The organism is Martinezella calliandrae, assembly GCF_030272695.1.
GTDB lineage: Bacteria > Pseudomonadota > Alphaproteobacteria > Rhizobiales > Rhizobiaceae > Rhizobium > Rhizobium calliandrae.
On the sequence record NZ_JARFYN010000036.1, the window covers coordinates 1 to 13,839 of the forward strand.

The 13,839-nt window shown below is 58.6% G+C and carries 14 protein-coding genes and 2 pseudogenes; 7 read left to right on the forward strand and 9 right to left on the reverse strand.

Annotated elements, in window-relative coordinates; genetic code table 11:
• Positions 1–268: 268 nt before the first annotated feature.
• Positions 269–387: pseudogene (gene repC / locus PY650_RS23640) on the forward strand (replication initiation protein RepC); the annotation flags it as partial.
• 241 nt (positions 388–628) lie between these two features.
• Here repC and PY650_RS23645 read toward each other — a convergent pair.
• From PY650_RS23645 to PY650_RS23655, 3 genes are all read right to left on the reverse strand, one after another.
• A complete protein-coding gene (locus PY650_RS23645; protein ID WP_285882024.1) occupies positions 629–943 on the reverse strand; it encodes a DUF736 domain-containing protein in 315 nt (104 codons plus the stop codon).
• Positions 944–1,466: 523 nt separating this feature from the next.
• Complete coding sequence (locus PY650_RS23650) at positions 1,467–1,652, reverse strand: helix-turn-helix domain-containing protein (RefSeq protein ID WP_285882025.1); 186 nt, start codon at positions 1,650–1,652, stop codon at positions 1,467–1,469.
• Positions 1,653–1,808: 156 nt separating this feature from the next.
• Positions 1,809–2,528 carry a GntR family transcriptional regulator gene (locus PY650_RS23655; protein ID WP_285882026.1) on the reverse strand — a complete coding sequence of 240 codons (720 nt, stop codon included), beginning with the start codon at positions 2,526–2,528 and terminating at the stop codon, positions 1,809–1,811.
• 287 nt (positions 2,529–2,815) lie between these two features.
• Here PY650_RS23655 and PY650_RS23660 point away from each other — a divergent pair, with 287 nt between their 5' ends.
• The 6 genes from PY650_RS23660 to PY650_RS23685 are packed head-to-tail and all read left to right on the forward strand — an operon-like array spanning position 2,816 to position 8,361.
• Entirely contained in the window at positions 2,816–3,718 is a 903-nt protein-coding gene (locus PY650_RS23660) for an isocitrate lyase/phosphoenolpyruvate mutase family protein (protein ID WP_285882028.1), read from the forward strand.
• A gap of 52 nt (positions 3,719–3,770) precedes the next feature.
• Positions 3,771–4,985, forward strand: coding sequence for an aminotransferase class I/II-fold pyridoxal phosphate-dependent enzyme (locus PY650_RS23665; RefSeq protein ID WP_285882029.1), 1,215 nt, complete (start codon positions 3,771–3,773; stop codon positions 4,983–4,985).
• Positions 4,985–5,785, forward strand: a complete 801-nt coding sequence (locus PY650_RS23670; RefSeq protein WP_285882030.1) for a phosphocholine cytidylyltransferase family protein — start codon at positions 4,985–4,987, stop codon at positions 5,783–5,785. Before PY650_RS23665 ends, PY650_RS23670 begins: the two co-directional genes overlap by 1 nt.
• On the forward strand, positions 5,779–6,402 hold the full coding sequence (locus tag PY650_RS23675; RefSeq protein ID WP_285882031.1) for a CDP-alcohol phosphatidyltransferase family protein: 624 nt from the start codon (positions 5,779–5,781) through the stop codon (positions 6,400–6,402). Before PY650_RS23670 ends, PY650_RS23675 begins: the two co-directional genes overlap by 7 nt.
• Before the next feature lie 11 nt (positions 6,403–6,413).
• A complete protein-coding gene (locus PY650_RS23680; RefSeq protein ID WP_285882032.1) occupies positions 6,414–7,511 on the forward strand; it encodes an aminotransferase class I/II-fold pyridoxal phosphate-dependent enzyme in 1,098 nt (365 codons plus the stop codon).
• 31 nt (positions 7,512–7,542) lie between these two features.
• Complete coding sequence (locus PY650_RS23685; protein WP_285882034.1) at positions 7,543–8,361, forward strand: class I SAM-dependent methyltransferase; 819 nt, start codon at positions 7,543–7,545, stop codon at positions 8,359–8,361.
• A gap of 232 nt (positions 8,362–8,593) precedes the next feature.
• On the opposite strand, the pseudogene PY650_RS23690 reads toward PY650_RS23685, so the two are convergent.
• The 6 genes and pseudogenes from PY650_RS23690 to PY650_RS23715 form a co-directional block, all read right to left on the reverse strand.
• Positions 8,594–8,887 (reverse strand): annotated as a pseudogene (locus tag PY650_RS23690) (HlyD family secretion protein); the annotation flags it as partial.
• Positions 8,888–9,106: 219 nt separating this feature from the next.
• On the reverse strand, positions 9,107–9,412 hold the full coding sequence (locus PY650_RS23695; RefSeq protein WP_285882035.1) for a hypothetical protein: 306 nt from the start codon (positions 9,410–9,412) through the stop codon (positions 9,107–9,109).
• Positions 9,413–9,581: 169 nt separating this feature from the next.
• Positions 9,582–10,808: a M24 family metallopeptidase gene (locus PY650_RS23700; RefSeq protein WP_285882037.1), complete on the reverse strand. Its 1,227-nt coding sequence runs from the start codon at positions 10,806–10,808 to the stop codon at positions 9,582–9,584.
• Positions 10,809–10,870: 62 nt separating this feature from the next.
• Entirely contained in the window at positions 10,871–12,091 is a 1,221-nt protein-coding gene (locus PY650_RS23705; protein WP_285882038.1) for an extracellular solute-binding protein, read from the reverse strand.
• Positions 12,092–12,116: 25 nt separating this feature from the next.
• Positions 12,117–12,968 (reverse strand): carbohydrate ABC transporter permease, encoded by an 852-nt coding sequence (locus PY650_RS23710; protein WP_285882040.1) that lies wholly within the window; start codon positions 12,966–12,968, stop codon positions 12,117–12,119.
• Positions 12,965–13,834, reverse strand: coding sequence for a carbohydrate ABC transporter permease (locus PY650_RS23715; protein WP_285882100.1), 870 nt, complete (start codon positions 13,832–13,834; stop codon positions 12,965–12,967). The genes PY650_RS23710 and PY650_RS23715 overlap by 4 nt, the downstream gene beginning before the upstream one ends.
• Positions 13,835–13,839: the final 5 nt, after the last annotated feature.

The window sequence follows — 13,839 nt, forward strand, 5'->3', positions numbered from 1 at the left end:
GGCATTGTCGATCGTGCTCGAAGCGCCGAACGTTCGCGGGATTACGAATTGAAACGCAGCCTCAGCAAAGGATTGGGTTTGGAATTGTGAAGAGCGTTCCACGACGTCAGCGCGCCTGAGCCTGACAAGTACAGATCGGGTGGTTACAGGCTAACAGCCGTGGAGGCCGACGAGCAGTGCCGTGAGACCTACCCCGGCGGTGCCATAGAAGCTGGTGAGCGCATCCAGTCTCAAGCGGCACCCACGAAACCGTTACTCGCCGATATCAGTGGCGGCTGTAGTTTTGGTTAGATCGATGCTGGGTGTCAGTCCGTCGGCTTATCAGGAGGCTTGCGGTACCATGGGCCTGAGAATGCAGCAGTCGTAATGGCATGTATCCTTGACCGGCGAACTCAGCAAGATTTTCAGAAAGCTATCGCTCGATTCAAGAAGAATTGAAGCGAAACTAGCCTTGGCGATTTATGAGCAACGGTGGTCATACGTTTGCCGGCGTGGAGATCTCAAGTAAAAGAATATGTTGCGATATGGTCTCGGCAGGACGGGTGTGCAGGGCTTTGGCCATTGGGCCCACTCGGGTCTTCTTTTCAAAACAGCGGATCGGCCCCGCCTTTCGGCGGGGCCTTGCTTGTCAGTCCTGGCTAGGGCGGCGGGACCAGATCAGCTGGTAGCCGTCCTCGCCTTCGACTTCGGTAAGAGTGGCGTAGATCGGGGCGGGGAAGCTTGGGTCGTCGAGCTTGACCGAGAGGTAGTCGCGGTCGGTTTCAGCCGCGCGCTTCTGCCAGGCGGCGCCGAGCTCGACATTGCCGGCAAAGATGCGGAAGTGCGGGCCTTTGTCGGAGGGGTTTTCGACCCGGGCAATGCGGGCCTTGACGTTGAGGGCGAGCGTGCGGATCGAGCCATTGAAGCCGTTTTCGGTGGTGGTGAAGGTGCCGATGGTTGCCATTGTCTGAGTTCCTTTGCTGTTTCGGGCTGCGCCCATCGCGACCTTGATGGCTGACGAAGCGACCGGGGACGATCGGGGCGCACCCATAGGGCCAAAATGAAGTGGAGGGCGGCAAGTCGCATTTTTGCGAGTGCGCGAGGAATGGCATCGCGATGCCAGGGCCGAGAAAGTGCGGGCTTGGCGTTGCTACGGGCCGAACGAGGCGCCGCCAATCTTCGGTCAGACATATCCCATCGAGCCTGCAGTGGCAGCTCCGGAAAACCCGGAGAAGGTGCAGTGGCTCAGTGGCACCGCAGCTCATGATTACATGAGGCCAAAACCGCAACAGCTAAAGATAGCAACCGGGGCAATCATGGCACTTTGGCAAACTATGCCACGGTTCAATCCTCACAAAGTGACCGTTGCCATGGTCTGATGGGGCGGAACTCGATGAAAATGCCGTGCCATTGCAGATAGCGGCCTAGCCAAATTGAAGTTCGGTTCCCGTTCGATTAGCCCGTCAAGGACGAGAGGCGCTCCACGGTCACGGCGCTTTGACCAGATCCTCGACCCCGACATCCAAAGCGGCGGCTAGCCTCGCTAACACATCGACCGTCGGGTTTCGGGTACCGGCTTCTATGCCGCTTAGATAGGCGCGCGTCAACTTCGTTCGCAACGACAGCTGTTCCTGCGACAACTGCTGTTCGCGACGGATTCTGAGGACGTTCAAGCCTACGATCGCACGGATATGCATAACCAGGCTTTGGCGCAATGTTCACTATAGTGCGACACACTATAGTATACATTCCGCTGTCTTTGCGGCCAGTCGCCGCCTTCGGAGAAGTCTGGAAAGACTGTTTGCGCTGGCTCGTCAGACCGCCCGGACCTATTCGGTGAGTGTCAAAGCAGCTTCCATGGAGAGAGCCGCCGAATGTGCCCGACGTAGGATCTGCTGCATCATGTCGGGAAGTTGCTCGATTGCAATGCGCGTCTCATCTCGCAATCTTTCTGCTACGACCTCCATAGCGTCAGCAACAATCAGTTCCTTCAAATCAAGCAGGAGCTCATCGATTGCAACCAGGCGACCGGGCGCGCTGAGATCGTGCAAACGAATGAAGCGGCTACGCTCAACGAAGCCTTCCATGACCCGTTGAAGCCGAAAGTTTTGCGAAAGTTCCGCCAAGCGAAGATAGAAGCGCTCGACCATAAGGGAACGGCAAAGCACCGGATCGGAAGGAATATCATCGGTTGCAAAGATCCACGTCTGGCGTGCAGCGACCTGACTTTGCTGCTCAAGAAGCGTATAGGTTGAGATTAGGCGAGCGGCCTCGAACTCGGAAGCAAGTTCATCAATTCTAAATGCGCGGGAAAAAAAGCCTCGCCCGGAGGGCGCCTGAAGAACGATGTCTTCATGGGCGAGCCGGGTCAACGCCTCGCGTACGGGCGTCGGACTCAGCTTCAAGGCGAGGGCGATGGCTTTGATGTTGAGAAATGTAGAGGGCGGCACCCGATGCGAGAGCAACACCGTCTTGATGGTCGAATAGGCATGGGTCGCCTTGTCTCGTCCCATCCGTTCGTCATTCGGCTGCGGCTGCCATTCCGCCATCGTTCAGATTCCTTGCGCACCGGTAACCCCGCTAATGACGGGTTTAGCGTTCCCGGCGCAGTTCTTCGAGTCGCAAAAATATCAGTGATAATTAAAGCGCCGCAACAGCAGATCAGACGAGAAATACTTCAGCAATGTAACGATTTATGTTCGGAACAAGCGTTACCATACTCTATATCAAACATAAATTTGCGATATGTTTGATATATTTCTTTAGTATAATTATGTTAATACTTGCAAGAGCTTCAATAAGCGTGCTTTCCTCCTTGTAAAGAGGAGTGACACAGATGCCGGAGAATGAATACCTAAAAAACAGGGCAAATGATCGAACAGCGCCACCCGCCAGTCTGTCGCGACTCCTTTGCGCCGACAGCCCATCATTCCTGATGGAAGCCCACGACGGCCTGTCAGCGACGATCGCAAGGGAGGCGGGATTTCCAGCATTGTGGGCGTCCGGCTTGACGATTTCTTCGTCGCTCGGTTACCGCGACTGCAACGAGGCGTCCTGGACGACGGTCACCGAGGTTGTCGAGCGAATCGTAGACAGCAGCGGTTTGCCCGTTCTCGTCGACGGAGACAGTGGATTCGGCAGCTTCAACAACGCCCGGCTTCTGGCATGCAAGTTGAGACAGCGTGGCGCCCAGGGACTTTGCCTTGAGGACAAGCTCTATCCGAAAATGAACAGCTTCATGGAGAGACCGCATCCACTGGCGCAGGCGCGGGAATTTTCTGGACGGCTTCAGGCGGTGAAAGATACAGCGCCCGATCTGATCCTCGTCGCACGGACGGAAGCACTGATTGCCGGTCAAGGCATGGACGAGGCGCTTACTCGGGCGAACACCTATGCCGACGCCGGCGCCGATGCGATCCTCGTTCATTCGAAGCGAAGAGACGCCGCTGAAATCGAGGATTTCATGAGGCAGTGGCACAAGAGGCTACCGGTTGTGGTCGTGCCAACGACATATTTCACAACGCCGACATCGCTCTATCGCGAAATGGGCGTTTCCGTCGTGATCTGGGCCAATCACAGCTTACGTGCCGCCGCCGCAGCGATGCGGCGCGCCTGCGCCGAGATCAAGGCGGAAGAAAGCGTTGCGTCGGTGGAGGCGACGATCGCTCCTTTAGCCGATCTTTTCGATCTGATGGATTACGACGAATTGGCCGAAGCCGAACGGCGCTACCTGGGTTAGAGCGATCGCATCGCCTTCAATTGATCCTTTCACCTAGCAGATGAGGTGCCGCATGCTCGCGGATCGTACCAGCTTACTCAGCGTGTCGGGAACATCGCTCGCCAGGGCTTCCGCCAAAGTCGCCAGCGGTTCTGGGCGGGACATCATCGATCTCAGCGCTGGAGAGATCTCGGCTGAACTGCCCTTAACAATCAGAGAAGGCGCGATGGACGCGATCCGTCTCGGCATCAATGGATATACCGATCCCATCGGGCTCGCGGGGCTGCGTCATGCGCTGGCGCTCAGGGTCTCTCGCGAAACGGGACTAGCTTTCGGGGTGGAGGAAATCGCCGTAACGGCGGGTGCGAAACAGGCCTTGTTCAATGCGTTCATGATCCTTCTCAACCCCGGCGACGAGGTTCTTCTTCCGGCCCCCTGTTGGAGTACGTTCGCCGCCCAAATACGCCTTGCTGGTGCCAGAGCGGTGCAGATCGAGACCAGGGAAAATGGATATGTGCCGCAGCTCGCCGATCTCGAAAATGCGCTTACGCCACTGACACGAGCGATCGTTATCAACACTCCGAACAATCCGACGGGTGCGATCTACGACGAGCGCACGCTCATCGACATCGCCGAGCTTTCGATCGCCTGCGACCTCTGGATCCTTTTCGACGAATGTTACGGCGCCTTTACGCATGATGGCATCCGCCACCGTTCGATCCTGTCGCTGGTCCCCGAGGTTCGCTCTCGCACCATCATGGTCAACGCCTTTTCCAAGAGCCTTGCGCTGACGGGTTGGCGTATCGGCTATATGGCGGCGCCAGCCGATGTCATCTCCGCGGCGAAAGCGTTGCAAAGCCACACCACGTCGAACCCGAACGTGATCGCCCAGCACGCGGTATTGAAATACCTCCTTGAGGGCGATGTCTCGGCGGAAGCCAACCTACGTGGCCAACTTGACGCGGCACGTCGCGCGGGCCTAGACGCACTCTCAAGTTTGAAAGCTATCCGTCTGGCTGATGCTGCAGGCGGCTTCTACTTCTACCTCGACATGTCAGAACTCCTGCAATCACAAGAAGGGCGCTTTGCTGGAAGGACAGCCGATGACGTCGCCGCCGCCCTGCTGCGAGAAGCCGGTGTCGTTGTCGTGTCAGGCACGGTTTTCGGTGACCCGGCCGGTCTGCGGCTATCCTATGGGCTTGCTCCCGAGCGTGTGCGAGCTGGCTGTGACCGGCTGGTCGCATTTTTCGAGCCACCGCAAGGCTCGTCGTCGTTGGAGGATCTCTGATGTCGGCGCGATCGTCCGCCAAACGCGCGATTATCCTTGCGGCCGGCACGGGCTCGCGATTGCTGCCGTTGACGGAACTTCGACCCAAACCTCTGGTCGAAGTTGGTGGTACGCCGATCCTCTTCAATGCACTGCGCTGTCTTCGAGCCATCGGTGTCGAAGAGGTGACCATCGTCGTCGGCCATCGAAAAGATGCGATAGAATATGCATGCGGCCGGCAATTCGACGGCGTTGCGGTCCAGTATGTCGAATCCGATTGCTTTGGTGCCACGGGCAGCGCCCATTCCTTGTGGCTTGCTCGAGAGTACCTGCTTTCCGGCGATTGTTATGTCCTGGAGGCCGACATTTACTTCGAAGAAGCGGCGCTGCGGCGGCTTGCTGCGCACATGGCTGATAACGTGACCGCCGTCGCATCTTTCGACACCGCGATGGAGGGATCGGCCGTCGTCCTCGATGAACTGGGCTCGGTCGCAGAATATCGGCTGAAGCAAACTGCCGCCGGACTTTTGAAGATCGCTAGTCCGACATACAAAACGATGAATCTCTCACGCTTTTCCAGGGCGACCTCGGCGGAACTTTTGCTGCCGGCTCTGAGCGGAGAGATTCAGTCGGGAAAGGTCGGATCGTATCTGGAAGAGATCCTGACGCGGCTCGTTGCTGAGCAGGGGCTCATCATCGAGCCTGTCCTCTGCGACGGCATCCGATGGTACGAGATCGATACACCGGAGGACCTGTGGCGGGCGGAAGCCATTTTTGCTGGCATCGTTGGCGGCACGCATTGTTCGAGGGGATCATGCTAGGCCATCTGCGCGATCCAGCGAACGCAATCACGGCTATCGGAATCGCAATCTCGGGCACAGCGCTTGCCACCTTGATCACCGGCCGGACCGAGATCGCACTCGCACTCGGGCTTTGTTCGGTTCTCGCAGACCAGGTCGACGGTGTCGTCGCGGGCCGAACAAGGGGCCGAGACGCCGAGACTGCCAAATTTGGCAAGTGCCTCGATGCTCTTGGTGATCTGCTCTATGGGGCAACGCTTCCGGCCCTTGTGATCGTGACTACAGTTCAGCATTCGCCTTTCGCTGTGGTGGTTGCGGCCTTGCTGCTGGTCGCGGGGGCTTTAAGGCTGAGTTATTTCAGTGTGTTCGGTTTGTCGGACGGCGCTTTTTATGGCGTGCCGCTCTCGTACGATGTCCCGCTGCTGTCCTTTTTCTTTCTCGCCCGGCCATGGATTCCGGCGGCCTCATTCGCGCCTATCCTCATCATTTTCTTCGCGATCCTCGCGGTCCTCCACATGGCACCGCTTCGGATCCCGGCGCCTCGAGGCGGGGCCTACATCGCCATCACTGCTCTCTGCATCGTCCTGTCGATTGCCTTGTTGGCAGAGGCCATGTGGTTACATCGGACAACTCGCTGAAGGATACGCCCATGCGCAACGCCATCGTCGATTTATCCCGTGCGGTTCCGCCAGTCGTTGAACAACTTGAATCCGCCCTCGCAGAATGCCTGCAAGAGCGCATGAGCTTACCAGAGGCCGGCGGCCTTCTTCGGAAAAATCGCCCACAGGGAACGGAAGCAGATCGGCTCTGCGGAGCGCAATGGATTTCGCAGCGGCTCGGCTTCCTTCCCGATATTGATCGGATGGTCGTTACCAACGGCACGCTCAACGTCCTTTTCCTGCTTCTCAACTTCCTGGTCGGGCGGGAAGGAACGTTGCTGACCGAAGAAATGTCCTACCCGAACATGCAGGCACTTTCTGGGATGTTTGGTTTCGAGATCCAGGGTATTCCGATGGATTCCTGGGGTCTGGAGCCGAATGCGTTTGAGGACATGTGCCGACGGATCAAAACCAGGAAAGTCCTCTATACGATACCGATGCTGCAGAACCCGACCGCCACGGTCATGCCGTTGGAACGGCGGCTTGAGATTTGTGCGATCGCCGAGAGGCATGACGTGCTCATCATCGAGGACGATGCCCAGGCCCTCATGGTCGAACACGGTCCACCCCCGATCGCGACCCTTGCGCCCGACCGGACCTGGTATGTCATGGGGCTGGCAAAGACCGTCGTCATGGGCATGCGGGTCGCCTATCTCCTGGCGCCGAGAAGTGCCGACGTCGAAGTGCTGATGGCAAGGTTTGGGAGGATGTCGATGTGGTTCGTTGCAGCTTTGCAGGCCGAGCTGGCGCTAGCCCTGATCGGTAGCGGCACTGCCGGCGAGGCGACACGGGCGATCCGGGCAAAGGCCTCTGCGAGAAGGCAAATCGTTGCTGACGTTTTGGGTCGTCCGGCGATCGCGACTGGTGCGCTGGGCCTTCACATCTGGCTGCCGACAAAGGGTGACGCGGCGGCGATCGCTGTGCGAGCCCTTGAATCCGGCGTTTTGGTCCGTCCAGGCGTTCAATTCGCGGCCCGGCCCGAGCGAACCCTTGCAATGAACGGCCTGCGCATCTCCTTTTGCGAAACACCCGACGAGAACGACCTCCGCCAAGCACTCGAAACGCTGGCGCCGCTCGCAAAGGACTGATCTGTCGCCGATCCAGATAAAGGACTGAACGATGACATCTGCAGATATCCCTCAAGACCGGCGTTGGGCCGCTTTCGACACACTTGCGCCTACCTACCAGGCTCGACCGGATTACCGCGAGGAGGCACTTGACGAGCTGGAGGCGGTGTTATCCGCCGCGGATGAGCCTCAGCTGATCATCGATGTCGGAGCAGGTACCGGCATTTTCACGCGGCAGCTCGCGCACCGCTATCCCCATGCGGATACGGTCGGGCTTGAGCCCAATTCCGCGATGCGCGAGATTGCCAGCGCCACCGGCGCCGGCGGTACGCGCTATTTGGACGGGCAATCGTCAGCCATACCGTTTGCTGATGGATGTGCAGCCGTCGTTGCTGCCGCTAGCGCCCTCCATCGTTTTGATCGGGACGCGTTCTACGCGGAGGCTGCCCGAATTCTTCGACCCGATGGAATTTTGATGATCATCGACAATCTACCGCGCCCGTGGGGATCGCGGTTTCACAGTGAATACCTCGCCTACCAGGAGGCAGAAGTTCCCGCCTATAGGCGCGGCCGGAATTCCGACGGTTTCGGAGGATATATCGACCTGGATCCGATCGGCGATCTAAAGGGGCTGCCTCAATTTGCCGACGTCTCTTACGGCCTTTGGCCCTTCGACGACGATCTTGACCACGAACGATTGATGGCGCTGGTTCAATCGTCCAGCATCAACCAGTCCGTGATGGCGAGTATAGGTCGCGACGTCTTTCTTGACCGGATCCAGGGGCTCTACCGCAATCACGTCGACACCAACGGTATGGTGCAGATGTCTTTCGTCACGACCGCGGTCTACGGTCGGCGCAGCGGGTATTGACCGAATTTATCGACATCGGACTCTTCGTAAGCAACAGCATGACTATAGGGACTAGACTTCGACAAAGAGCCTTGAGAGCACTAGCGAAGAAACTGACGGAAGCGTCGCAGGGAGAACGCGAACAAGAGTCCCTATAGCCAGCAGCGCCAGCAACTACGGCCACACGACGTCGATCCCCACTCCCCGAAACACCGGCACACCGAAAACCAACCCTTCACCACGACCACCTGACGGCCTGTTGCAAGGTCGCCTGCGCCTGACTGCGGTCAGCCATCAGTTGCGTCGTGTCCATCTGAGCGAGGATGTCGCCTGCTTGAACGAAATCGCCCTCGTTAACATGGATCTCTTTGATCCGGCCGGCGCTCTTCGTCGAAATATCGATTTACGTAGCCTCGATCCGCCCGTTACCTGAAGCAATTCCAGGAGGCAAACCGCTCCCTTGATAGTGGTTCCACGCGTAGTACCCGCCAATCACCAGCGCGGCGACAATGAGACCGGGGATCGATCGGCTTATCGACTTTGGCATCTCGCGCTCCGGTGCTCTTCACTGATGGAAACTCATGGGAGGCTCCGGCGGCGTTTTACGATTGCTGCCGGCATGCCGAGGAGTGGCATTTCGATCATCGCTGGAGCGGGGCAGCCCTAACCCCATTAAGCCAATAACGAAGATATGCAATCATCGATTGAGAAATCAAGGGGGATTCGCAAATGGTATTTCAGTTCCAAGGTCGGGAAAAGCCGCTAGCTAGAAGGCGTTGCCGACTTTTTTGACCTCACTTTCGATCATGGCGAGAAGATCAGATGACATGCGGTCACCGGCGTCATCGATATCGGGCAACGATGCACGACGCTCGGCAATGCTGCTCCTGCGCACGCTGTTCCAGTGCGCAGCGGCTTCTTCCATTTCGATCTCGCCCGCAATCCATGCCTCCATGAGACGAAGATAGATCGGATCATCGAGTATCATTCCGTTCGATGCGTAGCGGCTGGAGACCCGCTCGAAAATCGCGCGGCGTTGTTCAACGAGCGATGACTTGGGAATCAGTTCCATTCGTCCCTTTTATTAGCAATGAACAGTCTCGACAAACGCACGCGCCGAAATGGGAGGGCTCGACCAGTGCCCGTATATATTAGTAATATATTATTTCCAAAAGGTTATCTCTTGCAAAAATTGCGTGCGGCAACGACATTCGAAATTGGGTGATGCCGCTAAAGTCGGATCAGGGATCCATAAACACCCCATCCCAAAGAGACTTCGACAGACGCTCGGGCCCGTTTTCACGAATGACCAGCTGATGTTCCAGCTTCAGACCCTCATGGCCTGCATGAAGCCCGGCATAGCTGCCGACACAGAGAACCATGCCTTCCTCAATTTCACCGTCGTGGATCGGTCCCTCCTGGAATCCGGGGCGGCCGCCGATTGCGGGAAATTCACCGGTGCTCATGCCGTTTCCATGCGCCACGCGATGGAACTGATGATAGGTGGCAGGCAGTCGTTGCGCCTTTTCGAGGATCTCACGGAAGGACGAGCCCGGTTGAAGCAAGGCAGTGTTATGTTCGATCTGATCATAGGCCCGCCGATAAAGGTCCCGTTGAGCGGGGCTTGCCCGCTCGACGCCACAGACGAAGGCGCCGCAAAGGTCGGCGCCGTAACCCAGCGGACCGATCAGATCGCAGTCGAAGCTGACGATCTCGCCTTTCGCGATCACCTTGCCACTCGCCTCCTGGTACCAGGGGTTCGTTCGATGCCCGGAACTTAAGAGCCGGGTTTCGATATATTCGCCACCTTGCTCGATGTTGGTCTGGTGCAGGAGCGAGAACAGCGCGTTTTCAGTCATCCCGGGCCGCAATGCCTCGTGCATGCGCCCGATGCCAAGTTCGGCGACGGCGATCGCTTGGCGGATCGCTGCGACCTCCTCGGTCGTCTTGATACGCCGAGCCTGCTCCATCAATGGCTGTGCATCACCAAGGTAAAGCCCGGCCGCTCGAAGCGCAGAGGTTCCGCGTGCATCGCATCGGTCGACAGCCACCCGAAGCGCCTTTACGGAGCTGTGATGCGTTGCCGCAATGGTTGCCGCGATCTCATCAGCGAAATCGCGCGCATAGGTGTCAGCATGCTCGCCCGCATAATAGTGGAACCATGGCCTGGCCGGCCGTACTTCGCCGATTGACGGGAGGCCCTCAGCAGGCTCGCGCCTTCCGCCGATCTCGAAGAGGACGATGGGTCCGTCACGTGGGATGAGGCAATAGCGAACCGTGTTTCGCATCGCCCAGATCTGCATGTTGCGGGCGCCGGTGGCATAACGGATGTTGACCTGGTCAAAGAGGAGGAGGGCGTCAAATTCGCTTGCCTCCATCTCCGCCCGGACCCTGGCGAGTCTGTCGTGACATAGCTTATTGACGTCGATCGCTGCCTGGTTCGATCGATCCATGCTCTCAACATGCATTGGCAATCCTCGTTGAATTGAGCCGAGCCCAGCCGGACCGGCGTCTGGTTCAAGGTCCATGCCTAACCTTGACGGGCGGCTGCGACGATCCGGTCAAGCGTTTGCCTGGGCGTCGACTGGAGCGCCGCCTGTGCGTTGAGTGCGTCCTGGACTGCGCGATCGACGCGAGCCGGATTGTCAACGGGAAAGCTGACCCAGGGACCGAGAACCGCGAGCGTTGGTGCGATCGCACTGAAATGCGATGATGCGGCAAGCTCGGCGTCCAAGCTCTTTTCGCCTTCGAAGGTCGCAAGACCCGGAATGAAGCCGGTTTTCGAAAGCACCTGCGATTGGACCTCGGCCGACAGCAGCGACCGGAGCAAGGCATAAGCTTTGGCCTGCCGATCGTGATCGGTTGCCATGATCGCGAGTGATCCTCCCGAAGGGGGTATGCGTGCGGCAGGAGACTTTTTGAGCGGGAAGGGCGTGACGGAAAGGTCGAACTTGCCCTTTGCCTGCTGCTCGAAGAAGCGCAGCCGACTGGTCGTATCGATATGAATGCCAAGGGCTCCGGAGGCAAAAGCCTCGCGTGCCTGTGAGGCCGTCAGAGTCTCGCCCTTGCGCACCTTGGCGAAGCTGGACAGGATCTCCATGGCCTCCAGACCTTCGGCGCTATCGAATGCGATCCCGGTTCCCTCGGCATCAAGGATCCGGCCGCCAAGGCTTTCGATCAACGCCATGAACGTCCAGCTACCGTCGGTGGCATAGTTGAAGAAGGCGCCGCCGCTTGCTGCGTCTGCACTTGCGGCCGAGGACAGGATTTCGTCCCAGGTCGTCGGCAAGTTCTCGCGGCGACCGATCAGGTTGCAGTTCAGATACACGACCGGAACGGAGAGGCTGAACGGAACACCATAGTGTCGGCCGCCGACCGCGCCGATTGTCGACCGCATTTCGGCATCGGATGTGCCGGCCAGACTGTCGAGCGGTGCGATCGCGCCCCGGCGGGCAAGCATCGCGATGTTATTGTGAGCGTGGAGCGCGATGTCTGGCGCTTGTCCGATCAACTTGTCACGCAGCGACTGCTGCAAGGTTTGCGTGTAGTCCTGGGTCCAGCTGACGTCGACGCCAAGCCCTGGATCGACACTCGCCAACCGGCTGAAAGCAAGCGCAAAGATATCGCGATAGAGGGCGGGCGTGTCGGCAACGAGGCGCAGTCTCTCTTGCGACGCGTCTGCCCCGCGAAATGCAAGGACTGGGCCCGCAAGCGCTGCGCCGGCGAGAAAGTGGCGACGGGTGAGGGACATCTGAAAATTCCTTTTGTGATCATTGCTATTTGATTGCGCCAGCGGCGAGGCCCTCGACGAACCAGCGCTGGGCGATAAGAAAGGCTAGAAGCAGCGGTGCAACGATGATGGTCGATGCGGCCATTAGAGGGCCGTAGGCGCTGCCTGTCTCTTCGTTCTTGAAGGCGAGTACACCGAGGGATGGCGGCATGAGAGCCTGATCCCGGACGGCGATCAGCGGCCAGAACAGATCGTTCCAGTGGGAGACGACGGAAAAGATCGAGAAGGCGATGACGGCGGGCAGGGCGACGGGCACCATGATGCGCCAGACGATCGAGAATTCTGAGAGACCGTCGAGACGGGCCGCGTGAACGAGGTCGTCAGGAACGGACTTGAAGAATTGGCGAAACAGGAAAATCCCGAAGGGTGAAACCAGGTAGGGGAAGATCAGCGCGACATAGGTGTCGAGGATCCCGAGCGAGTGGGCAAGGACGAAGAGCGGCAGCGAAAGAACCTGATGGGGCAGAAGAAGGGCGATCAGCACGGCGCCGAAGGCGAGGTCTCGTCCAGGGAAGCGAAGCTTTGCCACTGCATAGGCGCAAGGCGCACAGATCATAATTTGCAGCAGCAAAATCGCCGAGCAGACGATCAGGCCGTTCGCCATGTATCGGGCAAGCGGCGTGGCGGTCAGCGCCTCCCGGTAGTTGTCGATGACGGAAAGATCCTGCGGCCAGAGCGTCGATCGTCTCGCGAAGATTTCCTGGGGCGATTTCGCAGACAGACTGAGCATCCAGACGAACGGTGCCATGATCACGCTGCCCGTGACAAACAGGACAGCGTTATTCAGAAGGGCGGTCAGATATGCGAAAGCGCTGCCAATTGCGGTGTGCGTTCTCATTGGTAGTGAACCCTCGCGTCCATGAAACGAGCCTGGAGGAGCGTCAGCGTGATGACGATCAAAAGGAAGATCACTGCGACCGCCGCGCCATGGCCGGTCCGAAGATATTCGAAGCTTTCACGGTAGAGCGTGTAGAGAAGCACATCCGAGGCGTGACCGGGGCCACCCTTCGTCAGGACTTCGACTGTGTCGAAGGCCTCGAAGGCTCGAAGCGCAACGGCGATGATAACGAACATCGTCACCGGTCCAAGCATCGGCAGGGTCACCGTGCGCAACCGATCGATCCAGCAATCGGCGCCGTCGACATCCGCGGCGTCATAGAGATCTCTCGGGATTGCCTTCAACCCGGCCATGAACAGCACCATCGCATAGCCGAGGTTTTGCCAGACCGCGATCAGGGCCAGCGCAGTGAGCGCCGTTTTCGGATTAGCAAGCCAGTTCGCCGTCGGTAGGCCAAGCGCGGAGAGCGTCTGATTGACGAGCCCGATGGTCGGATGGAGCAGCGCTTCCCAGACGACAGCCATTGCCGATAGCGTCGCCATGAAAGGAAGAAAATGGATGGCGCGGTAGAAGCTGCGTAACCTGCGCGCGCCTTCAATCAGGAGCGCGAGGGTGAGGCCGGAAAGAACTGTGCCCGGCAAGACGATCAACACATAGACGATGGTGTTCAGCAGTGACGTGCGGAAGTCGGGATCGGAAAAAGCCTCAGTGAAATTCGCCAGGCCGACGAAGTGCAAGCTCAGTGCGCCGAACTGCCAGTCGGTGAAGGCGATGACGAAGACGGCGACAGCCGGCAGAAAGAACAGGAGGATGAGAAGCACGAGCGCCGGCGCGGCGAGACCGAAAGCCAAGGCTCGATCGCCCATCGCCT